The sequence below is a fragment of the Bradyrhizobium sp. Kon58 genome, assembly GCF_055807455.1.
The window spans coordinates 71,270-92,313 of record NZ_JBVVOT010000002.1 but is presented as its reverse complement, the minus strand read 5'-3'; the positions used below and the strand labels follow the sequence as shown (position 1 = coordinate 92,313).

Annotated in this window: 24 protein-coding genes and 1 pseudogene; 14 read left to right on the top strand and 11 right to left on the bottom strand. The window is 64.6% G+C overall.

Features of this window, described 5'->3' with window-relative positions; all coding sequences use genetic code 11:
• Positions 1 to 80: 80 nt before the first annotated feature.
• The gene (locus tag AC0L20_RS04120; RefSeq protein WP_473287550.1) at positions 81 to 527 is read right to left on the bottom strand and encodes a hypothetical protein; all 447 of its coding nucleotides are present in this window, start codon (positions 525 to 527) and stop codon (positions 81 to 83) included.
• 74 nt (positions 528 to 601) lie between these two features.
• Between AC0L20_RS04120 and AC0L20_RS04115 the strand changes: the two genes are divergently transcribed.
• The 5 genes from AC0L20_RS04115 (at position 602) to AC0L20_RS04095 (ending at position 4,977) form a co-directional block, all read left to right on the top strand.
• Positions 602 to 1,396: an ATP12 family chaperone protein gene (locus tag AC0L20_RS04115; protein ID WP_473287548.1), complete on the top strand. Its 795-nt coding sequence runs from the start codon at positions 602 to 604 to the stop codon at positions 1,394 to 1,396.
• Between the two features lie 54 nt (positions 1,397 to 1,450).
• Positions 1,451 to 3,055 (top strand): flagellar hook-length control protein FliK, encoded by a 1,605-nt coding sequence (gene fliK, locus AC0L20_RS04110; protein ID WP_473287547.1) that lies wholly within the window; start codon positions 1,451 to 1,453, stop codon positions 3,053 to 3,055.
• Complete coding sequence (locus tag AC0L20_RS04105; RefSeq protein WP_007603059.1) at positions 3,052 to 3,312, top strand: EscU/YscU/HrcU family type III secretion system export apparatus switch protein; 261 nt, start codon at positions 3,052 to 3,054, stop codon at positions 3,310 to 3,312. The genes fliK and AC0L20_RS04105 overlap by 4 nt, the downstream gene beginning before the upstream one ends.
• 121 nt (positions 3,313 to 3,433) lie before the next feature.
• Complete coding sequence (locus AC0L20_RS04100) at positions 3,434 to 4,258, top strand: penicillin-binding transpeptidase domain-containing protein (RefSeq protein ID WP_473287546.1); 825 nt, start codon at positions 3,434 to 3,436, stop codon at positions 4,256 to 4,258.
• Between the two features lie 62 nt (positions 4,259 to 4,320).
• Complete coding sequence (locus tag AC0L20_RS04095; RefSeq protein ID WP_473287545.1) at positions 4,321 to 4,977, top strand: carboxymuconolactone decarboxylase family protein; 657 nt, start codon at positions 4,321 to 4,323, stop codon at positions 4,975 to 4,977.
• A 139-nt stretch (positions 4,978 to 5,116) separates the two neighbouring features.
• Here AC0L20_RS04095 and AC0L20_RS04090 read toward each other — a convergent pair.
• The 3 genes and pseudogenes from AC0L20_RS04090 to AC0L20_RS04080 all read right to left on the bottom strand — a co-directional run.
• Positions 5,117 to 5,224: pseudogene (locus AC0L20_RS04090) on the bottom strand (dienelactone hydrolase family protein); the annotation flags it as partial.
• 153 nt (positions 5,225 to 5,377) lie between these two features.
• Positions 5,378 to 5,971, bottom strand: a complete 594-nt coding sequence (locus AC0L20_RS04085; protein WP_473287544.1) for a hypothetical protein — start codon at positions 5,969 to 5,971, stop codon at positions 5,378 to 5,380.
• A 150-nt stretch (positions 5,972 to 6,121) separates the two neighbouring features.
• Complete coding sequence (locus tag AC0L20_RS04080; protein WP_027567473.1) at positions 6,122 to 6,526, bottom strand: DUF4260 domain-containing protein; 405 nt, start codon at positions 6,524 to 6,526, stop codon at positions 6,122 to 6,124.
• A 149-nt stretch (positions 6,527 to 6,675) separates the two neighbouring features.
• Between AC0L20_RS04080 and AC0L20_RS04075 the strand changes: the two genes are divergently transcribed.
• Together AC0L20_RS04075 and AC0L20_RS04070 are read left to right on the top strand one after the other, a co-directional pair.
• Positions 6,676 to 8,208 (top strand): acyl-CoA carboxylase subunit beta, encoded by a 1,533-nt coding sequence (locus AC0L20_RS04075; RefSeq protein ID WP_456769453.1) that lies wholly within the window; start codon positions 6,676 to 6,678, stop codon positions 8,206 to 8,208.
• A gap of 121 nt (positions 8,209 to 8,329) precedes the next feature.
• On the top strand, positions 8,330 to 8,677 hold the full coding sequence (locus tag AC0L20_RS04070; protein WP_473287543.1) for a hypothetical protein: 348 nt from the start codon (positions 8,330 to 8,332) through the stop codon (positions 8,675 to 8,677).
• A 10-nt stretch (positions 8,678 to 8,687) separates the two neighbouring features.
• Here AC0L20_RS04070 and AC0L20_RS04065 read toward each other — a convergent pair whose 3' ends face one another.
• Together AC0L20_RS04065 and AC0L20_RS04060 are read right to left on the bottom strand one after the other, a co-directional pair.
• Positions 8,688 to 8,840 (bottom strand): hypothetical protein, encoded by a 153-nt coding sequence (locus AC0L20_RS04065; RefSeq protein ID WP_018456483.1) that lies wholly within the window; start codon positions 8,838 to 8,840, stop codon positions 8,688 to 8,690.
• Between the two features lie 177 nt (positions 8,841 to 9,017).
• Complete coding sequence (locus AC0L20_RS04060; protein WP_473287542.1) at positions 9,018 to 9,668, bottom strand: glutathione S-transferase family protein; 651 nt, start codon at positions 9,666 to 9,668, stop codon at positions 9,018 to 9,020.
• Between the two features lie 131 nt (positions 9,669 to 9,799).
• Here AC0L20_RS04060 and AC0L20_RS04055 point away from each other — a divergent pair, with 131 nt between their 5' ends.
• Together AC0L20_RS04055 and AC0L20_RS04050 are read left to right on the top strand one after the other, a co-directional pair.
• Entirely contained in the window at positions 9,800 to 10,114 is a 315-nt protein-coding gene (locus AC0L20_RS04055; RefSeq protein WP_473287541.1) for a hypothetical protein, read from the top strand.
• Between the two features lie 137 nt (positions 10,115 to 10,251).
• Positions 10,252 to 10,530, top strand: coding sequence for a twin-arginine translocation signal domain-containing protein (locus AC0L20_RS04050; protein WP_247287003.1), 279 nt, complete (start codon positions 10,252 to 10,254; stop codon positions 10,528 to 10,530).
• A 143-nt stretch (positions 10,531 to 10,673) separates the two neighbouring features.
• On the opposite strand, the gene AC0L20_RS04045 is transcribed toward AC0L20_RS04050, so the two are convergent.
• From AC0L20_RS04045 to AC0L20_RS04035, 3 genes are all read right to left on the bottom strand, one after another.
• Positions 10,674 to 10,925, bottom strand: coding sequence for a GCG_CRPN prefix-to-repeats domain-containing protein (locus AC0L20_RS04045; RefSeq protein ID WP_007603074.1), 252 nt, complete (start codon positions 10,923 to 10,925; stop codon positions 10,674 to 10,676).
• Between the two features lie 202 nt (positions 10,926 to 11,127).
• On the bottom strand, positions 11,128 to 12,135 hold the full coding sequence (locus AC0L20_RS04040; RefSeq protein ID WP_473287539.1) for an alpha/beta fold hydrolase: 1,008 nt from the start codon (positions 12,133 to 12,135) through the stop codon (positions 11,128 to 11,130).
• A 159-nt stretch (positions 12,136 to 12,294) separates the two neighbouring features.
• Positions 12,295 to 12,993: a winged helix-turn-helix domain-containing protein gene (locus AC0L20_RS04035; protein ID WP_018456488.1), complete on the bottom strand. Its 699-nt coding sequence runs from the start codon at positions 12,991 to 12,993 to the stop codon at positions 12,295 to 12,297.
• A 148-nt stretch (positions 12,994 to 13,141) separates the two neighbouring features.
• Between AC0L20_RS04035 and AC0L20_RS04030 the strand changes: the two genes are divergently transcribed.
• Genes AC0L20_RS04030 through AC0L20_RS04020 form a run of 3 tightly spaced genes read left to right on the top strand, consistent with a single transcriptional unit; the run spans position 13,142 to position 14,699 of the window.
• Positions 13,142 to 13,450, top strand: a complete 309-nt coding sequence (locus tag AC0L20_RS04030; protein WP_063995954.1) for an NIPSNAP family protein — start codon at positions 13,142 to 13,144, stop codon at positions 13,448 to 13,450.
• A 37-nt stretch (positions 13,451 to 13,487) separates the two neighbouring features.
• On the top strand, positions 13,488 to 13,838 hold the full coding sequence (locus AC0L20_RS04025) for an antibiotic biosynthesis monooxygenase family protein (RefSeq protein WP_473287538.1): 351 nt from the start codon (positions 13,488 to 13,490) through the stop codon (positions 13,836 to 13,838).
• Positions 13,839 to 13,889: 51 nt separating this feature from the next.
• Positions 13,890 to 14,699 (top strand): isocitrate lyase/PEP mutase family protein, encoded by an 810-nt coding sequence (locus AC0L20_RS04020; protein WP_473287537.1) that lies wholly within the window; start codon positions 13,890 to 13,892, stop codon positions 14,697 to 14,699.
• A gap of 57 nt (positions 14,700 to 14,756) precedes the next feature.
• On the opposite strand, the gene AC0L20_RS04015 is transcribed toward AC0L20_RS04020, so the two are convergent.
• Positions 14,757 to 15,149 (bottom strand): hypothetical protein, encoded by a 393-nt coding sequence (locus AC0L20_RS04015; RefSeq protein ID WP_027567464.1) that lies wholly within the window; start codon positions 15,147 to 15,149, stop codon positions 14,757 to 14,759.
• 164 nt (positions 15,150 to 15,313) lie between these two features.
• On the opposite strand from AC0L20_RS04015, the gene AC0L20_RS04010 reads away from it, so the two are divergent.
• On the top strand, positions 15,314 to 15,964 hold the full coding sequence (locus tag AC0L20_RS04010; protein ID WP_247286997.1) for a trimeric intracellular cation channel family protein: 651 nt from the start codon (positions 15,314 to 15,316) through the stop codon (positions 15,962 to 15,964).
• Position 15,965: 1 nt separating this feature from the next.
• Here the strand turns inward: AC0L20_RS04010 and AC0L20_RS04005 are convergent, their stop codons facing one another.
• The gene (locus AC0L20_RS04005) at positions 15,966 to 17,192 is read right to left on the bottom strand and encodes a c-type cytochrome (RefSeq protein ID WP_473287536.1); all 1,227 of its coding nucleotides are present in this window, start codon (positions 17,190 to 17,192) and stop codon (positions 15,966 to 15,968) included.
• A 280-nt stretch (positions 17,193 to 17,472) separates the two neighbouring features.
• Here AC0L20_RS04005 and AC0L20_RS04000 point away from each other — a divergent pair, with 280 nt between their 5' ends.
• The gene (locus tag AC0L20_RS04000; RefSeq protein WP_473287535.1) at positions 17,473 to 20,964 is read left to right on the top strand and encodes an indolepyruvate ferredoxin oxidoreductase family protein; all 3,492 of its coding nucleotides are present in this window, start codon (positions 17,473 to 17,475) and stop codon (positions 20,962 to 20,964) included.
• Positions 20,965 to 21,044: the final 80 nt, after the last annotated feature.

Genomic DNA, 21,044 nt, shown 5'->3' with positions numbered 1-21,044 from the left:
TCTTGCGACGAAGCAATCCAGACTGTCTCCTCGGTGAGACTCTGGATTGCTTCGCTACGCTCGCAATGACGGGAGCTCCCTCAATTCCGAAACTGCTCCAGAAACATCCGCAGGCTATCGTGCGGGCTCTCGACATCTGTGATCAACCAGCCCTCGGGCCCGCTGACCAGTATAAAGTTCAGAGTCACCGGCCGGCCGCGATTGTCGAAATTCGCCGCGACATAGGTCTTGTCGTATTGCCTGCGAATGACCGCGATCGCGACGGGGCCGAGCTTCCAGCTCGGGCTCTGCACCAGGAAATCGTAGGGCGCGACCCGCGGCGCGGACCACACCTTGCGCAAGGAGGGGTCGAAGAATTGCCGGGCGGTGGCGGCATCCCGCGGGAGGCCTTTTGAGAGCTCCGGCGCGCCCTCGCCGTAATGGGCGTAGACGTTGCGGACCACCGATTCCGGAGTCCGAAAGCCGGCCTGCGCAGCGGCCAGCCAAAACCCGGCGAACAGAGCCAAAATGCCCGCAAGTTCCCTCATACCTGCCGCTCGCTTTATCGGTCGCAACTCTTACCTTACAAGCCTAGCATTGAGTGATCAGGGCCGAAAACCAGATGCGCGAATTGTTCGATGAAGCTGCGGGGCGATCCCCGCTTGATCCGCAGGAATTGGTCCGCCAGGCCGCGCGCGTGCCGTTGCGCAAGCGCTTCTACAAGGAGGCGGGGGTGGCCGAGGCTGAGGACGGTTTCGCCATCACCCTCGACGGCAAGCCGATCCGCACGCCGTCCGGCCGCCAAGTGATCATCCCTTCGCGCGCGCTGGCCGATGCAGTGGCTGCGGAATGGGCGGATCAGAACGAGACGATCAAGCCCATGACCATGCCGCTGACGCGGATCGCCAACAGCGTGGTCGAGGGTGTCGTCGACCGCGTCGATCTCGTCACGGACGACCTTGCAAAATACCTCCAGTCCGATCTGCTGTTCTATCGCGCCGGCCATCCCGAGGGACTTGTCGCCCGCGAGGCCGCGCATTGGGATCCCGTGCTGTTCTGGGCGGCGGAGACGCTGGGGGCGCACTTCATCCTGTCCGAAGGCATCATGCATGTGACGCAGCCGGATGAGGCTGTCCGAGCCGCGCGCGACGCGCTGCCCCGTGATGCCTGGTCGGTCGCCGCCCTTCACGTGATCACCACCCTGACCGGCTCGGCGCTGCTGGCGCTGGCGCTTGCCCATGGCGTGCGCGACGCCGACCAGGTCTGGGCGGCAGCCTATGTCGATGAGGACTGGAACGCCGAGAAATGGGGCGTGGACGAGGAAGCGGCCGGCCGCCGCGCCGCCCGCCTGCGGGATTTCGAGGCTGCCGTGGCGGTTTTGACTGCGGTGAAGCCACCCGCAGTCGGAGGTCCTTAACGAGAGGTTTACGACGCAGGCGTTAGGGTGGCCCGTGCTCCTGGGCCCCTCGCGATGCCGACGCCGATAAGCTCGATCCTTCCCGTCAGTGCCGCCAGCCCTGTTGCTGATGCGGCGACGCCCGATCTTGTGCTGCAGGCCGGCAGCGTGGTCGACGCAAGAGTCGTCAGCGTGCTCGCCGACAATCTGGTGCGGATCGCGATCGCCAGCCTCTCGATGGATGTGATGTCCGAGGTGGCGCTGACACCGGGCCAAAATCTCCAGCTTGCGGTGTCGCAGAACGGCGGCACCATCCGGCTCGCCGTCATGGGCGGCGCAGGCGAGGCGGCCGCCGATCAGGTCACGCTGACGCCGGCTGCGGCCTCGCTGGTGGACAGCCCGTCGCTAGTGCCGTCAGCGAGCGCGGTCCGCAACGTGCTGACGCCATCGGAGCAGGTCGCCGTTACCGCAGCTTCGGCCGAGGCGGTCACAAAGCAGGGGAGCCAGGCGCCGCTGTTCGCCAATCTGGCCGCGGTCGTCACCGGCGGCGATCTTCCGGCGGGGCTGAAGCAGGCGATGCTGGGCGTGCTGGCGCAGCAGACGCCGCTCAACACCGGACTCGAAGGCGGCGACATCGAGTCCGCTTTCCAGAAGTCCGGGCTGCTCTTCGAAGCCTCGCTCGCCGCAGGCGCGACGCCGTCCTCCGGCACGATGCCGGATTTGAAAGCCGCGCTGCTGGTGCTGCGGCAGACGCTGGCAACGCTCGATACGGCGCCACAGACGCAAGGTGCCACCCTTCCAGCTGGTACCGGGGCAACACCGCAGGTCACGACCGCGCAGACGCAGGCTGCACAGGCCGCATTGCCGGCAACCGAACCCGAGATCGCCCAACCACCGCAAATGCCGCGCAGCGCCAATCTCGCAGCCTCTGTGTTGGCTGACATCGCTGGCGGTGCGCCGCAACCCGCGATGCCGCGAACCATATCTGCGGGCCTTGCTGCGAGCCTCCTGCAAGAGATCACACAAAGCCTGCCGCGCATGATGGGGAACGTGCCGGGCTCGAACAAGGCTGTGCCCGACGGACATGTTTTCGAAGCCGCCGCGCGCGCAACGCCACCGCCGATTCGCGGCGCGCTGCCGTCGTCGCAATCCATCGCCTCGCCGTCACTCGTACCGGATACGCCGCTCGCCGCGACAGTGCACCGCCTGCTCGACGATACCGATGCCGCGATCGCGCGCCAGACCTTGCTCCAGGTCGCTTCGCTCCCCGATCGCACTGACGCCAGCGGTCACAGGATCGATCCGACCGTGCCGCAGTGGAATTTCGAGATTCCGTTCGCAACGCCGCAGGGCACTGCAATGGCGCAGTTCGAGATCTCGCGCGACGGCGGCAATGAATCCGCCGATCCCGCCAGGCGCGCCTGGCGCGCGCGCTTCACACTCAATGTCGAGCCGGCCGGCCCCGTGCACGCTTTGATTACGCTCAAAGGCGACAAGACCTTCGTGCGGATGTGGGCGGAGCGGCCGGCGACCGCACAGCAGCTCCGCGCCGGAATCGGTGAGCTCAACCAGGCCCTGACCAGGGCCGAGCTCAAGCCCGGCGACATCCTGGTCCGCGATGGCACCCCGCCACAGCCCGCGCCGGCCCGCGCCGGCCACTTCCTGGATCGCGCCACATGAGCGACCCGTCGAAGCTTGCGATTGCGCTCCATTACGAGAAGGGCAGCAACGCGCCCGTCGTCGTGGCCAAGGGCAAGGGCACGATCGGCGAAAAAATCGTCGAGATCGCCAAGGCCAACGACATCCCGATCGAGGAGAACGAGATCCTGGCCGGTGCGCTGTCCAAGGTCGAACTCGGCGAGGAGATCCCACCCGACCTCTACAAGGCCGTCGCCGAAGTGCTCGTGTTCGTGCTGCGGCTGTCGGGCAGGCGGTAGAGCATGTTCCGGAAAAGTGTGTAGCGGTTTTCCGAAGAGATCATGCTCAAGAAATAAACTGTCATCGTTTCACCACGATAACGGCTTCATGGTCGGGGTCCATTTTATCGTTCAACGGACAATGCTCTTGCTCACCCGCCGTTCGACTCTCGGTCTTCTCGCCGCAACCGCGATCCTGCCATCGCGTGCATTCGCCCATGTCGCGCCGCCGCGCAACGAGATCCGTGACAGCCTCGCAAAGCGCTTCACCGACCTCGGCACGGCCGGGACGTTCGTCGGCTACAAGGTCGAGGACTATCTGATCGTGGCGAGCGACAAGGAACGCTCGGGCGAAGCCAAGCTGCCGGCTTCGACCTTCAAGATTCCGAACTCGCTGATCGCGCTGGAGACTGGCGTGGTCACTGACCCCGACAAGGACGTATTTCCCTGGGATGGCGTGAAGCGTCCGATCGAGGCCTGGAACAAGGACCACACGCTGCGCAGCGCGATTCTCGTCAGCGCGGTGCCGGTCTATCAGGAGATCGCGCGCCGGATCGGACAAGAGCGCATGCAAAAGTATGTCGATCTGTTCGACTACGGCAATCGCGACATCGGCGGCGGCATCGACCAGTTCTGGCTCACCGGCGCCTTGCGTGTCGATCCGGTCGAGCAGGTCGATTTCGTCGACAGGCTGCGCCGCCGCGCGCTGCCGATCTCCAAACGCAGCCAGGATCTCGTCGCTGACATCCTGCCGGTGACCAAGGTCGGCGATAGCGTCATTCGCGCCAAGTCCGGGCTGCTTGGCGCCGAGCGCGGGGAGCCGTCGCTGGGCTGGATGGTGGGCTGGGCCGAGAAGGGCGAAGCGCACACCGTGTTCGCGCTCAATATGGACTGCAAGGAGCCGCGTCTGGTCGGCGAGCGCATGCCCCTGACGCAAGCCTGCCTTGCCGAGATCGGCGCCATCTAGCGCTACCGCGCTGGCGTTGCTCGACTAGCATCCTCCGGTCAAGAAAAACCGGGAGGGACAACATGAACTCAACGCCACTCTGGCTGTCGTCGCTCACACTCGCCGCCGCAGGCGGCTGGCTCGCCGCCACGATGTTTGCCGGTCCCGCCACCAGCAAGGAGCCGCGCTTTCCGCAGCTCACGATGGACCAACTCGACGCCAAGCAGAAACCGCTCGGCGAGCAGATCATGAAGGTCTCGAGCGTCGGCATCGGCGGTCCCTACAATCCGATGATCCGCAGCCCGGTGCTCGGCCAGCGCCTGTTCGACCTGTTCCACTATCTGCGCTGGGAAACCTCGGTCCCGACAAAACTCAACGAGTTCGCGATCCTGATCATCGGGCGGCAATGGCGCTCCCAGGTGGAGTGGTACGCCCATGCGCCGCTCGCGGCGAAGGCGGGTCTGTCGCCCGACATCATCGCGGAGCTGAAGGCCAACAAGCGGCCGTCGAAGATGGCCGAGGACGAGGCCGTGGTCTACGATTTCGTCACCGAGCTCACCACGGCCAGGAAGGTCGGCGACGAAACCTATGCGCGCGCGAAGAAGGTCTTCAACGACCAGCAGATCGTCGACCTCACCGCGGTCGCCGGCAATTACGTGATGGTCGCGATGTTGCTGGCAATGGCGGAGGAGACCGTGCCGCCGGACAAGCAGGAGCCGTTCAAGCCGGGCGAGCCGTAGCCTCCGTCATTGCGAGGAGCCCTTGCGACGAAGCAATCCAGACTGCCTCCGCGGCGAGATTCTGGATTGCTTCGCTTCGCTCGCAATGACGGAGTATGTGGCGCCGACGCCGGCTCTCAAGGCCAACTGCTTCCCAGCGCTACCCCAGCTTGAACAGCGCTTGCAAAAATCCCTCCACGGCCTTGCGCGACTCGGCGGCAGTCGTTGGATTACCGCCGACATGCGGATCGAGCTCGACGCAAGCGTCTAGCGCGATGGCAATTTGATGCGGGCGGATCGCTCCCGCGTCATGGCCGGGCTTGTCCCGGCCATCCACGACCTTTCTCATCGGCTTCAAGCACGTGGATGCCCGGGACAAGCCCGGGCACGACGCCCAATCGTGAATGTGATTGCGCGGGCCTCAGGTGGGATCAGGCTTCTTCACCGTCAGCGCCTGGTCGATCGCAAAACCGCCAATCTCGCTCATCGCCTGCGAGATCACGTCGCCCTTGCGGGCAAAGCCGGCGGAGAGGAAATCGAACTGGGTGCGCGCCAGCCGCAGCACCTCGATCGGCACGGAGATTGCGGTCTCGTTGAAGCTGTCGACGGAGGCGTGCAGCGTTTCCAGCTCGCTTGTGAGCTGGCCGATATGGCTCTCGGCGTGCTGCATCAGGCCGAGCAGCTTGCCGCGCTCGGCATCGAATGCCGCGCGCTCGGCCGCTGCGGCCGCGGTGACCTCGGCAAGCTGGCTGCGCAGCGCGTCAATTTGCTTGACCATGGCGTCGGACGCCATCTCACCGGCCTCGCGCAGCTCGCTGTTGCGCGTGTTCTCTTCGTGCTCCCGGTGATAGAGGCGTTCCGCCGACATCGCCCGTTGCGTCAGCGACTCGATCAGCGCGGCGGCGCGCAGCAGCATCTCGCCGTTCCGCCCCGACACCATGCTGGCCATGCGCCGCAGGAAGTCGGTGGTTTCGGACGACGAGTTCGGCGGCAGGGGAACGACCGTCGCGGACATGGGGTGATGCTTGCAGCCGGAAATGATGACCGCCGCCGTACCGACTGAGCTCACGCAACATTCGGCGCCTGATCGTAAACGTGAGCAAGCCTGAATCGGCAGGTCCGGTCAACCGGAGCGGGCCGCCAAATTTACGGGCAGCGCGTGGGGTCAGGTATCCTTCTGCCGGCCGATCCGGCCGAGATGGGTAAAGCCGAACCCGGCCGAATATTTCAGGCCGTAGCCCAGCGCCCGGTCGATGCCGATATGGGCGAGCCAGATCAAGGCGATGGACAGGGTGAGCGGCGAGGCGAGGCCGAAGCCGAGCGTCAGCAGCGCGACCGGCGCCATGTAGCTGTGGGCGGCGTTGTAGACCATCGCGCCGAGTTTGGCGTCCGACAGGTATGCCAGGAAGCTGAGATCGGGGACGAAGAACAGCAGTGCGAACACCAGCCATGAGCCGTCCCAGGCCCAGTAGAGCATCACCATCCCCACAAACAGGGTCAGGCCCTCCAGCCGCAGCAAGATGTTGACGCCGCCCGTCGCCGCGCCGGTCTCGGCCGCTCCTTCGGTCATGCTCGTCTCCCAGGCAAAACTTTGAAATTCCTTGCGCTTTCCCGCTGCGGCAAGGCAGCCCTGCGGGACCGAAAGCCGCTTCCCGGCCCGCAAAATGCCGTGTTAGAACCCCCGGCAATCGCATTTAGGCTAAGAACTGGCGGGAGCAAATGAAGAATATCCTGGACGCCCTTGAAGACCGTCGCGCCGGCGCAAAGCTCGGCGGCGGGGAGAAGCGCATCGAGGCGCAGCACGCCCGCGGCAAGCTGACCGCGCGCGAGCGCATCGAGCTCTTGCTCGACAAGGGATCGTTCGAGGAATTCGACATGTTCGTCGAGCACCGCTCCACCGAATTCAGCATGGAGAAGAACAAGGTGCCCGGCGACGGCGTCGTCACCGGCTGGGGCACCGTCAACGGCCGCAAGACGTTTGTCTTTGCCAAGGACTTCACCGTGTTCGGCGGCTCGCTGTCGGAAACACACGCGCTGAAGATCACAAAGCTTCAGGACATGGCGATGAAGGCGCGGGCGCCCATCATCGGCCTCTATGACGCGGGTGGTGCCCGCATCCAGGAAGGCGTCGCAGCGCTCGCCGGCTATTCCTACGTGTTCCGCCGCAACGTGCTCGCCTCGGGCGTGATCCCGCAGATCTCGGTGATCATGGGCCCCTGCGCCGGCGGCGACGTCTATTCGCCTGCGATGACCGACTTCATCTTCATGGTGAAGAACACCAGCTACATGTTCGTCACCGGCCCCGACGTGGTGAAGACCGTCACCAACGAGGTCGTGACGGCGGAAGAGCTCGGCGGCGCCTCGGTGCACGCCACGCGCTCCTCGATCGCCGACGGCGCCTTCGAGAACGACGTCGAGACGCTTCTGCAGATGCGGCGCCTGATCGACTTCCTGCCGTCGAACAACACCGACGGCGTGCCGGAATGGCCGAGCTTCGACGACATCGGCCGCGTCGACATGTCGCTCGACACGCTGATCCCCGACAATCCGAACAAGCCCTACGACATGAAGGAGCTGATCCTGAAGGTCGTGGACGAGGGCGACTTCTTCGAAATCGCGGATGCCTTTGCCAAGAACATCGTCACCGGCTTCGGCCGTATCGCCGGCCGCACGGTGGGCTTCGTCGCCAACCAGCCGATGGTGCTGGCCGGCGTGCTCGACTCCGACGCTTCGCGCAAGGCGGCACGCTTCGTTCGCTTCTGCGATGCCTTCAACATCCCGATCGTCACCTTCGTCGACGTGCCGGGCTTCCTGCCGGGCACCGCGCAGGAATATGGCGGCCTGATCAAGCACGGCGCGAAACTGCTGTTCGCGTATTCGCAGTGCACCGTGCCGCTGGTCACCATCATCACCCGGAAGGCCTATGGCGGCGCCTTCGACGTCATGGCGTCCAAGGAGATCGGCGCCGACATGAATTACGCCTGGCCGACCGCCCAGATCGCGGTGATGGGCGCCAAGGGCGCGGTCGAAATCATCTTCCGCGCCGACATCGGCGACCCCGACAAGATCGCCGCGCGCACCAAGGAATACGAAGACCGCTTCCTCTCCCCCTTCATCGCCGCCGAGCGCGGCTACATCGACGACGTCATCATGCCGCACTCGACCCGCAAGCGGATCGCGCGCGCGCTGTCGATGCTCAAGGACAAGAAGGTGGAAACACCGGCGAAGAAGCACGACAATTTGCCGTTGTAAGCGGACTTGTAGCCCGGATGAGCGTAGCGACATCCGGGTTTTCCATCCAACTCCCGCATGTCACTTCGCTCATGCGGGCTACAGATTCTGTTTCTGACTTGGCATCCTCGATCCAAATCGAATGACCGAAGACGATCCGACCGACGAGATCTCAGACATCGAAGTGCGAATCGAGGCTTTGGCCGAGATCGCGGAGCGATGCCGGAAGTACATCCTGGCATCCAAGCTCGCGATCGGTGGCGGGGCTGCGCTGTTGCTGATCACGATCCTCGGCTTGCTCGGGATGGGCCAGACCGCCGCGCTAGGATCGATCGCGCTGGTGCTCGGCGGGATCGTCTCGCTTGGCTCGAACGTCAGCACGTTGCGGCAGACGGAGAGCGCGATTGGTGACGCGGAGGCCCTTCGGTCTCAACTGATCAGCCGCATCGACCTTCGCGTGGTCGCCGAAACACCGATGAAGCTCGTGTAACCGAGCAGCCCTACGCCGCAGCCCTGCGCGACAGCACCTGCAGCTCCTCGCGGCATTCGGCTGCAAACGCCTGAAGCTGTTCCGCGGTTTGCCGGTCGAGGATCGCCTTTGCCAGCCGTTCGGCGCGGGCAAGCTGGTCTCTGAGATATGCGATGCGGGCCATGTGTCACCTTCCGCAGGGTTGATTTGATGGCTGTGAGCCTACGGCCACCGTCGGGTTAGTTATGTGCGGAGCATCACGTTCGATGCGTAGGGTGGATTAGCGACAGCGTAATCCACCAAGGTCTGCCTGATCGGATAGGGAAGTGGCGGATTACGCTTCGCTAATCCGCCCTACGAGCTACGAGCGCGCCGCGTCCGCCGCAGCGAAATGCGCCATCTGGTCGGCGTGGGCCTTGGCGAAGGCCGGGCGGGCGGTGGCGCGCGCGACGTAGGCGCGGCAGGCCGGATGCTCCGTGAGCCCGTCAAAATGATCGACGAGGCGCAGCACGTCGGCCATCAAGATGTCGGCGACGGAGAAGGAGCCCGTGAGCCACTCGCGCGCCGCCAGCACCGGCTCGAGATGCTTGAGCCGAAGCTTGAGGAAGTCGTCCACGAATTTCCAGGCCGCCGTGTCGGTCGGATGTCCCATGAACTTCGACATTCCCCAAGGCAGGCTGGCCATCTCCACCGAATTGAGCGCCGCGAATACCCATTTCGTCGTCTCGGCGCGGCCGCGCGGGTCTTTGGGCATCAGCTTCTCGCTGCGGTCGCCAAGATGCAACAGAATCGCGCCGGTCTCGAAGATGGAGATGTCGCCGTCGGTCAGCCATGGCACCTGGCCGAACGGCTGGTGCGCGAGATGCGCAGCGCCGCGGTCGTCGAACGGCACGCTGGCGACGCGATAGGGCAAGGCGGCTTCTTCCAGGGCCCAGCGCACGCGAAGATCGCGCACCCAGCCTCGCGGTGGTTCGGGAACCCAATTGAAAGTGGTCAGGGTGAGGTCGGCCATTTGCTGTCTCCGTGTCCTGGTTCGAAGCAAAGGACGAGCGAAGGGCGCACATTCCGACACCGGTGCCACTCTTTTTTGTTGTCCGCGACGCCACCGGCTAGTCTCACCCCAAACAACAGGAGGAAAATCAGATGCCGTCAGCCTTCTTCGTCGTCCGCGCCATCATCACCGATGCCGGCAGGCGCGCCGCCTTCGATAGATGGTACGAGACGGAACATCTGCCCGACGCGATGAAGGCGTTCGGTGCGGCTAAGGCCTGGCGGTTCTGGAGCCTCGACGATCCCTCACTGCATCAGGCGATGTATCAGTTCGAGAGCGAGGCTGCGCTGCACGCCATGCTGAAGGGCGATGCGCTGACGCAGCTGGTGGCGGATTTCAAGCGCGATTGGCCCGACGTGACGCGCACGCGCGAGTTGCTGGTGCTGGCGCAGGAGTTCGGGAAATAGAGCATCGGGCTTACCGCGCTGCGAATCCTCCCGTCACCTGCGCAACGAAGCTGAACGCGCGATTCAGCTTCGGTTCATGTCGTCACCGCGACACTTCCTCTGCATCACTGGCACGACCGTCCAAGAGGAAAGAAGTCATGGAGCGCCGGAACTTTTTGAAATTTGCAATCGGTGTCGCGGCCGGAGCTGCCGCGTTCACGACCGCCGCACAGGCCGCGCCGCTGGCGCCGCAGCCGCTCGGTGATCCCAGCAAGCCGCAAGGCAATCCCGACGCTCATCCCGCAGTCACGAGCAGCGATGAAGCCGCGCAGTTGAAGCCGGAGCAGGTGCACTGGCACGGCCATCACCGTCATTGGGGTTGGCGCCGCCGTCACTGGGGCTGGCATCGCCGGCGCTGGCACCGCCGCCATTGGTAAGCGTCGCGCTAAGCGAGGCTTGAACGGGGACCGCGATCACGGTCCCCGTTCTGATTCGAAACATCCCGGTGCGACGGCGCTCAAAAAGAAAATGACCGCGCAGGCTTTCGCCGCGCGGCCATTTCGCTATGCGAAAAACGAGATCAGAACGGGCGGCAGCGGCCGGCGTACCAGCGGAAGCCGTAGGGGCACACGCGCGCGCGCGGCACGACCACGACAGGGGCCGGCGCAACCACGATCGGACCCGGGCGGACAACGACCGGACCGCGCATCGGGCGGCAGCCGCCATAGGCGCCGCGATACCAGCCGGGACCGCAACCGCCGGCGGCGCTGGCCGCCTCGCTGAAACCAACGACCGCGCTGGCGAGCATCACGGCGGCGAACAGGTATTTCATTTGATCTTCCTTCTCGTCCTTGGGGGGCAGGTTTTGGGGCAGGTAGGAGGGCTTGGCGCTTTCGGCGCACCATGAATCAAAAGACACGATTCGACACGTTAAAATCGCAACATGCCGACACGACGCCAGCCAAATCTGCCAATCATGACCTGAATGCGGCATGAACATTCCCCGCACGCGGCTCCGGACGACAGCAATGTCGCTAGCGGCCGAGAAAACCCAGCACCAGCTCCTTGTACTTCTCAGGCGCCTCCAGGAAGACGAGATGGCCGGTGTCCGGGATCACCTCGGCCCGCGCATTCGGCATCTTTGCGGCCAGTGCTTTCGCGAGCTCGGCGTTCTGCCCCATTTTCGCGCGCAGCGCCTCCGGTGCGTTCGGTCGGCCCGGTGCGTTGTGGTCGTCGGCACCCATGATGAACAGCGTCGGCTCGGTGATCAGTGCGATCTCGTGCGCCACCGGCTCGCGATAGATCATCTGGCCGGAACTGACGAAGGCGCGCAGCCAGCGCGAATAATCAGGGCTGCCCTTGATGTTGAAGCGGGCGTCGATGAACGGCGTGATCGCCTCCGCCGGCAGCTTGATCGCGTAATTGGTCTGGAGCTGCTTGCGATAGCCATCGGCCGTGAGCTTGTCCTCGGTCTCGATGATTTTCTCAGTCGGCGTCGGCGGCACATAGAGGCGGTAGTCTTCCAGCCCGATCGGGGCCGTCAGAACAAGGTGGGCGACGCGGTCGGGAAAGGCGCGGGTGATGCGGACGCCCAGCATGCCGCCGAGCGAATGGGCGACGATCTCGGCCTTGTCGATCTTGAGGTGATCGAGCAGAGCGATGGTGTTGCGCGCCAGATTGTCGAAATGCAATTCGCCGATCGGCTTGGAGGATTTGCCGAAGCCGATCTGGTCCGGCACCACGACGCGGTAGCCTGCCTCGCTCAGCACCTTGATAACAGGCGCCCAGTAGCTCGACGGGAAGTTGCGCCCGTGCAGCAGCACGACGGTGCGGCCGTTCGGCTGCGCAGGCGGCACGTCCATATAGGCCATGCTGAGCTGCTCGCCGTCATTGACAACAGGCAGCAGGTGCACGGGATAGGGATAGGCAAAGCCTTCAAGCGCGATGCCGTAAGGCTCGCGCGGGGCGGTGTCGGCGGCGCGAGATGCGAGAGGTGCGGCGAGAAGAGCCGTGCAAAGCACGGCCGGGAGGAGGCGGATCATTGAAGGCTCTGAGTCATGTTGGCGCGAGGAGACACATTCTCCGTCATGCCCGGGTTTGTCCCGGGCATCCACGTGGTGCCCGCGCAAACTGCACTAAAGACGTGGATGGCCGGGTCAAGCCCGGCCATGACGACGAGAGACGGTTACACGCGCTTGTGTTCAGTCCTTCGCAGTCCCGAACAACGCGGCGAACTGCTTCTCGCCGGTGCGGGTAAAATTCACCACGCGGCTGCCGGGCGTGGCGTCGCGGGCGGCCCATTTCAGCTCGGCGAAACGCTGCATCATCGCGGCGCCCAGCGTGCCGGCGAGATGGTGGCGCCGCTCGCTCCAGTCGAGGCAGGCCTTGCAGACCGGCCGGCGCGGATGGGCGAGCATGTCGGGCGAGATCTGCAAGTGCTTCGCCAGGAAGCGCTCGCCCTCCGCCGTCAGCTCGATCTCCTGCTTCTTCTGCCTGACGAGGTTTTGCGCGCGCAGGGTGTCGAGCATCTGCACGCCGAGATCGCCCGCGAGATGGTCGTAGCAGATCCGGGCACGCCGGAGCGCCGGATCCTTCGGCCCGGTGCGCACGCGCATATGGCCGGTCCGCGCGGCGAGGCCCGCAAGGCCCTCCAGCACGCCGGCGACGTCGTCGTCGGTGAGGCGGTAGTAGCGGTGGCGGCCCTGCTTCTCCGGCTCGATCAGGCCACCGGCCTCGAGCTTGGAAAGATGCGAGCTCGCGGTCTGCGGCGTGATGCCGGCCTCCTGCGCCAGCTCGCTCGCGGTGAGCGCGCGGCCGTTCATCAGCGCCGTGAGCATGTTGGCGCGTGCGGGATCGCCGACGAGCGAGGCGATCATGGCGATGTCAGGACCTGATTTCATGCTTCGATGGTAGCCGAAGCATCGCGGTGGGGCAAGCGCGTACCGTGTCTCCCGTAAACACGTCATTGCGAGCGAAGCGAAGCAATCCAGTGCTTCAGCGGCGGCGGTGTCGCTCACGCGTTTCGCAACGATAAATCAGGAGCCCGTCATGTCCATCACCGTTTTCATCCGCTACCAGCTCGATCCCTTCAAGCGCGCGCAGTTCGAGGAGTATTCGAAGCGCTGGCTCACCATCATCCCGAAATGCGGCGGCGATCTGATCGGCTATTTCATGCCGCACGAGGGCACCAACAACATCGCGTTTGCGCTGATCACCTTCGAGAGTCTGGCTGCGTACGAGGCCTATCGCGCCCGGCTGCGTCAGGATACGGAAGGCATGGCGAATTTCCACTTCGCCGAGGAGCACAAATTCATCCTCGCGGAAGAGCGCACGTTTCTGCGCCAAGTGGTTTTGTAAGTGGTATCGTAGGCCATCAACGACAGGAGAGACGCCCATGATCGCCGTGATCTTCGAGGTCTGGCCGAAGCCGGAACACCGCCAGGATTATTTCGACCTCGCGGCCGACCTCAAGCCGATCCTGCAGACCATCGACGGCTTCATCTCGGTCGAGCGTTTCGAGAGCCTGACCGACAAGGGCAAGATCTTGTCGGTGTCGTTCTGGCGGGACGAGGCGGCCGTGCAAGCCTGGCGCAACACGATGGAGCACCGCCGCACCCAGTCCAAGGGCCGCGCAAAAATCTTCGCCGATTACCATCTGCGGATCGCCAGCGTCATCCGCGACTACAGCATGAATGATCGCGAGCAGGCGCCAAAGGACAGCCGCGCGGTGCACGACGCGCACTAGCGCGCGCGGCGGCACGTCCCCATCTCTGCGCGGCCAACAAGGGAGAGAAACATGCATGTGACAACTGCTGACAAGCGCGCGACCTTCAGGAAGCTGCACGAGAGCGGCTGCTTCATCCTGCCCAATCCGGTCGACGTTGGCAGCGCGAAAGCGTTGCAGCATCTCGGTTTCAAGGCACTCGCGTCGTCGAGTGCGGGCTTTGCCTGGACCATCGGCAAGGCCGACAACCACGTCTCCGTCGAGGACGTCTGTCAGCATCTGGCGGCATTGAGCACGTCCGTCGACATCCCCGTGAACGCGGATTTCGAGGGCGGCTTTGCGGTCGAGCCGGACAAGGTTGCGGACAATGTCGAGCGCTGTGTGCGCACCGGCGTTGCCGGCCTGTCGATCGAGGATTCCACCGGCGACAAGGACAAGCCGATCTACGAGCGAGCGCTCGCAGTCGAGCGGATCCAGGCGTCGCGCAAGGCGATCGGCGATAGCGGCGCTCTGCTGGTCGGCCGCTGTGAGGCCTATCTGTGGGGCGTGACCGACCTCAAGCTCGTCATCGACCGGCTCGCCGCCTACGCAGATGCCGGCGCCGATTGCCTCTACGCGCCCGGCCTGAAGAGCCGCGAGGACATCGCCGCGGTGGTGAAGGCCGTCGCACCCAAACCGTTCAACCTGTTGATCGGCGGCTCCGGGCTGTCATTGCAGGAAGCTGCCGATCTTGGCGTGCGCCGGATCAGCGTCGGCGGTTCACTCGCACGCGCCGCCTGGGGCGGCTTCATGCGCGCCGCGAAGGAAATGGCGGAGAAGGGCACCTTCGCGGAACTCGCGAGCGGCTATCCCGGCGGCGAGCTCAACAAGATCTTCAGCTAAGACAAACGAAAGCGGCGGGATGTGAGTCCCGCCGCTGTCGCATATTGTTGCAAATCGTTACTTCGCGCCGTCAGCCGGTGCCGGCGTATCCGGTGCCGGCTTGCTCGGCGCGGCGCCCGTGGTCACGCCCGGTCCGGTGTTGGTGCGCGGCGTCACGTCGCGCATGCCGGGAGGTGCGGCCGGATTGGTGGCCGGTGCCTGCTGCGCGGTCTGCGTCGCCGGCGTGGTGCTGGCCTGGTTGCTGGTGCCGGTGTTGTTCAGGCCGTAGAACACGGCGCCCAGCACCAAGGCAATGGCCACTGCGAACAGGGCTACCTTGCCGCTGGAGGCGGGGCCTTCGCCAAGCTCCGGGTCGACCTGAAGCTGGGCATCCCGTCGCGCCGCATTGCGATACTCATCATCGGCGAGATTCGGGCGGTACGGATCGTTGATAAAACGGTCGTCAGCCATCGATTGGTTCTCCTCGATTATTGCGGCGGGACAACCCGTGGATGCGAGATTCTGTTCCGCCCTCCTTAATGCTTTCGTCGCATGTTGCGCCCGTGGCGGGAATCGGGAACCTGTTCGCTGCGGAACCTGAAGCGTAAGCTCCGCTGACGGAAGGGAACAAAGCGATGTGGAGCTTGCCGCCGAGCGATAGCGTGCTGCATCTGTTGTCGCTGGTCGCAGTCGCGGCGCAAGGCATGACCGCCGCGCTCGCAGCCGGCCGCCGCAGCATGGATTGGCTCGGCGTCTGCTTCCTCGGCTGCATCACGGCGCTCGGCGGCGGCACCTTGCGCGATCTCTTCCTGGGGCATTATCCGCTGGCCTGGGTGCAGAACCCCATCTACCTCGCACTGGCCGGAGGCGCCGCCTTCCTCACCATCCTGATGGCGCGGCTGGTGCACCGGCTGAAACTGGCCTTCATCGTGCTCGATGCCATCGGCCTCGTCGTCTTCACGATGACCGGCTGCGACATCGCCTGGCAGATGGATGCCACGCTGCCGATCGTCATCGTCTCCGGCATGGTGACCGGTTGCGCCGGCGGTGTGTTGCGGGACGTGCTCTGCAACGACGTGCCGCTGCTGTTCCGCTCCGAGCTCTATGCCAGCGTCTCGGTGGTGACGGGACTGTTCTATGCGACCGCGTTCGGTCTCAAGCTGAACGCAGAGCTCTGGACTATCTTGACGTTCGTCCTCGGCATCAGCTTCCGCCTGCTCGCGGTGCGCTACAAATGGGAAATGCCGAAATTCGTCTTCACGGAAGAGGAGGAGCGGGAGCCTTGAGCTACGGCTCCTGCTTCCGCGCCCTCGCCACCTGCGCCGGCGTCACCAGTGGCGCGGCATTGCCCCAGGAATTGCGGATGTAGTTCGTCACCGCCGCGATCTCTTCGTCCGACAGCTGGTTGGAATAGGCCGGCATTTCCCCTGTGTTGGGCGCGCGCGGCGTGGTCACGGTGTGGGCGCCGTCGAGGATGATGCGCAAGGTCGAGGACGGATTGACCGATTGCAGCAGCGCGTTGGCGGGCAGCGGCGGATAGATGCGCGGTGCGCCTGTGCCGTCGGCCTCATGGCAGGCGATGCAGAGCTTGGCGTAGACGGCCTGGCCAGCCTTCATCTCGGCATCGTCAGGTGGCGTCACGATCGTCTCACGCCGCGCCGGCGGCAGGTTCTTCAGGTAAACCGCGATCGCGCGCACGTCGGCATCGCTCATCTTCGAGGTCGAGTTGACGACGACCTCCGCCATCAGCCCGCTGGCATGGCTCCTGGCGTTGCGTCCGCTCTGAAGATATTCGGTGAGGTCCTCGACGCTCCACGATTTCAGCCCGGTGCGGGTGGCGCCATCGAGCCGTGGCGCGTACCAGCCGCCGACCTCGTTGCCCGCGAGGGCCTGCGCCTGCTTGTCTGCGCCAAAATAGTTCTTCGGCGTATGGCAGGCGCCGCAATGGCCGAGCCCGGTGACGAGATAGCCGCCCCGATTCCACGCCGCGCTTTGGCTCTGGTCCGGCTCGAACAGGCCGGGCTTGAAATACACCATGTTCCAGATCCGCATCAGGCCGCGATAGCTAAAGGGCCAGCGCAGTTCTGGCGGCTTGTTGCGGCTCGTGACGGCCGCGAGCGTTCCGAGATAGGCCCGGATCGCCAGCGTGTCGTCCTTCGTCATCCGCGTGAAATAGGGGTAGGGAAACGCCGGGTAATAGTTGGAGCCGTCGGGCGCGACACCGGTGCGCACGGCGCGGGTGAAGTCGGCATCGGTCCAGGCGCCGATGCCGGTGTCGCGGTCCGGCGTCAGGTTCGGCGCGTAGATCGCGCCGAACGGTGTGTCGATACGCTTTCCGCCCGCGAACGGTTTTGCCGGATCGGCGGTGTGGCAGCCGCCACAGTCGCCGGCCTCCACCAGCGACTTGCCGGTGGCGATCAGCTCCGGCGACGGCTCGGCAGCGACGGCCGCGTTCGCAACCGCACTGCACAACGCCAGACCCACGAGAGCCAGGCCAGCCAGAATCGTCCGCATCGAAAGCCTCTCCTGCGACCCATCGACGCCGTCCCGCATGACCAGGCGTCAATTCGTTGCGCGACGGCGGGGGTATGGTGACACAAAATGAAAATCGCGGATGCCAATGCAGCCACGAAATTGCGATTTTTACCCGGCGCTGCCTTTGGTCCAGAATTGTGATGCGGAGCGTGAAATATCCGACATAGAGTGGCGGAAATGGTCGGCGCGCCCTAGCTAAAAACAACGGGCAGGCAACGGCTTAAGCAGCCAAGCGCTCAAAAGGGCGGAAGAGGACATAATGGGCATCAACCAGGGTCCGATCAGTCTCGATCAGAAATACACCCAGGACACCGGACATATTTTCACGACGGGCATTCAGGCCCTGGTCCGGCTGCCGATGGCCCAGATCCGGCGCGACCGTGCGGCGGGGTTGAACACCGCCGGCTTCATCTCCGGCTATCGCGGCTCGCCGCTCGGCGGCTATGACCAGCAGCTGTTCGCCGCGCGAAAACATCTCGAGCAGTACAATATCAAGTTCCAGCCCGGCGTGAACGAGGACCTGGCCGCGACCGCGGTCTGGGGCTCGCAGCAGCTCAACCTCTCGCCCGGCGCCAAGTATGACGGCGTGGTCGGCATCTGGTACGGCAAGGGCCCCGGCGTCGATCGCTGCGGCGACGTCTTCCGCCACGGCAATGCCGCGGGCTCCGCCAAAAACGGCGGCGTCTTGTGTCTCGCCGGCGACGACCACGGCGCAAAATCCTCGACGGTCCCGCATCAGTCCGACCACGCATTCATGTCGGCGCTGATGCCCTATCTCTACCCCTCGAGCGTCCACGAGATGATCGAGATGGGTCTTCTCGGTATCGCGATGTCGCGCTACTCGGGCTGCTGGGTCGGCATGAAGGTGATCACGGAGACGGTGGAGACCACCGCCGAGATCGACCTTACCGACGAGATGACACCGTTCGTGATCCCGACCGATTTCGAGATGCCCGAAGGCGGCCTCAATCTGCGCTGGCCCGACGACCGCTTCGCCCAGGACCGCCGCTTGCAGGACTACAAGGGCTTTGCCGCGATCGCCTTTGCGCGCGCCAACAAGGTCAATCGCATCACCATGGACTCGCCGAATGCCCGCTATGGCATCATGGCGTCCGGCAAGAGCTACGAGGATATCCGGCAGGCGCTGCGCGAGCTCGGCATCACACCCGAGGTCGCCGCCAAGATCGGACTTCGATTGTACAAGATCGGCATGCCATGGCCTCTGGAGCCGGAAGGCGTCAGGCAATTCGCCGTGGGCCTCGAGGAAATCTTCATCATCGAAGAGCGCCGCGAGATCGTCGAAAATCAAGTGAAGCAGGAGCTGTTCAACTGGCGCGACGACGTCCGTCCCCGGATCATCGGCAAGATGGACGACCACGACAAGCGCTTCCTGCCCTTTGCCGAGGAACTCAGCGTCGCCTCACTGGCCAGCTCGCTCACCGAGCGCCTGCTTCGACTTGATCTCAATCCCGAAATTGCAACGATGCTGCGCGCCAAGGCCGATTGGTTCAACGGCCGCCAGGCGTCGCAAATGCAGGCGACCGCGCCTGTCGCCCGCACCCCGTATTTCTGCTCCGGCTGCCCGCACAACACATCGACGAAGGTGCCCGAAGGCAGTCGCGCCTTTGCCGGCATCGGTTGCCACTTCATGGCACTGTGGATGGACCGCTCGACCGAGACCTTCACCCACATGGGCGGCGAGGGCGTGCCGTGGGTCGGCGTTGCCCCCTTCACCAAGGAAGAGCACGTGTTCGCCAATCTCGGCGACGGCACGTATTTCCACTCCGGCAGCCTCGCGATCCGCCAGGCGATCGCCTCCGGCGCCAACATCACCTACAAGATCCTCTATAACGACGCGACCGCGATGACCGGCGGCCAGCATGTCGACGGCGAATTGTCGCCGCAGCAGATCACCTTCCAGCTTCACAGCGAAGGCATCCGCGAGATCTATCTGGTCTCGGAAAATCCCGACGCCTATCCGGCGAACGAGATCGCGCCGGGCGTCAAGACAGCGCATCGTGACGAGCTCGACGCGGTCCAGAAAACGCTGCGCAAGGTCAATGGTGCGTCCGCGATCGTCTTCGTGCAGACTTGCGCCGCCGAGAAGCGCCGCCGCCGCAAGCGCGGCACGATGGAGGATCCGGCGCGCCGTGTGCTCATCAATCCCGCGGTGTGTGAAGGCTGCGGCGATTGCTCGGTGCAATCGAACTGCATTTCGGTCGAGCCGCTGGAGACCGAGTTCGGCCGCAAGCGCGCCATCAACCAGTCGACCTGCAACAAGGATTATTCCTGCGTCAAAGGCTTTTGCCCGTCGTTCGTCACCGTCGACGGCGGCAAGATGCGCAAGCGTGCGCCGGCGGGCGTCGGCGATATCGGCGCGCTGCCCGAGCCGGCATCGCGCCCCAATTTGGACAAGCCCTACAACATCGCCGTCGGCGGCGTCGGCGGGACCGGCGTGCTGACCATCGGTGCGCTGCTCGGCATGGCCGCCCATATCGAGGGCAAGGCCTCGATGATCCTCGACATGTCGGGCCTGGCGCAAAAGGGTGGGGCGGTGCTGAGCCACGTCCGCCTGTCCGATCATCCGGCCGAGGTGACGTGCTCGCGCATCGTCACCGGTACGGCCGATGTGGTGCTCGCAGCCGATGAGGTGGTCGCGGTTGCCAAGGACACCATCTCGCTCTGCGATAGCAGCCGCACCCGCGGCATCATCAACAGCCACGTCATTCCTACCGCCGACTTCGTTCTCAACCGCGATTTCAACTTCCAGACCCGCAAGCTGAACGGGTTGCTGGAAACCGCGCTGCACAAGGACTCGGTGTTTTTCGACTTCACCAAGCCGGCCGAACAGCTGCTCGGCGACAGCATCGCCACCAACATGATGATGATGGGCTACGCCTATCAGAAGGGCTTGCTGCCGTTGTCGGCGGAGTCGATCGAGCAGGCGATCGAGGTCAACGGCGTCTCGATCAAGATGAACAAGGAAGCCTTCCGCCTCGGCCGGCTCGCGGTCGCCGACCCCCAGCGCCTCGCCGGCATGCTGAAGGGCACTGACGAGGTCGTTGCGCCCAAGTCCCTGGACGCAATGACGCTCGACGAACTCATCGAGCATCGCACCAGGCATCTCACGGCGTACCAGAACGGCCGCCTCGCCAAACGTTACCGCAAGCTGGTCGATCAGGTCAGCAACGCCACCAGGCAGGGCGGCTATGACGAGGCGCTGACGCGCGCCGTTGCGGTCAACTACGCAAAACTGCTGGCCTACAAGGACGAATACGAGGTTGCGCGCCTCTACACCGACGGCGCGTTCGAAAAACAGCTCCGCGACCAGTTCGAGGGCGACTTCAAGTTCAACTTCAACCTGGCACCGCCGATCCTCAGCAGGGGCGTCGATGCGCTCGGTCGTCCGAAGAAGCGCGCCTTCGGCCCATGGATGCTCCCGGTGTTTCGCGTGCTGGCGAAGTTCAAGGTCCTGCGCGGCACGCCGCTCGACATCTTCGGTCGCAGCGCCGACCGCAAGCTCGAACGCGATCTGATCGCCGGCTACGAGAAGGACGTCGCCACCGTGCTCGGCCTGCTGTCGCCGCTCACGATCGACACCGCGGTGGAGCTGCTGTCGTTGCCCGACCGCATCCGCGGCTACGGGCCGGTGAAGGAGAAGGCCGTCGCGGACGCCAAGGCCCGCTACGCCCAGCTAGCGGCCGATCTGGCCAACCCGCCGCCGGCGCCGAGGCAGATCGCGGCGGAGTAGGTGGTCGCACGTCTGGAGGGTGGTTAGCGATAGCGTAACCCACCAGGTTCCGTCAGCGAGGGCTGCTAATCTAACTAGGT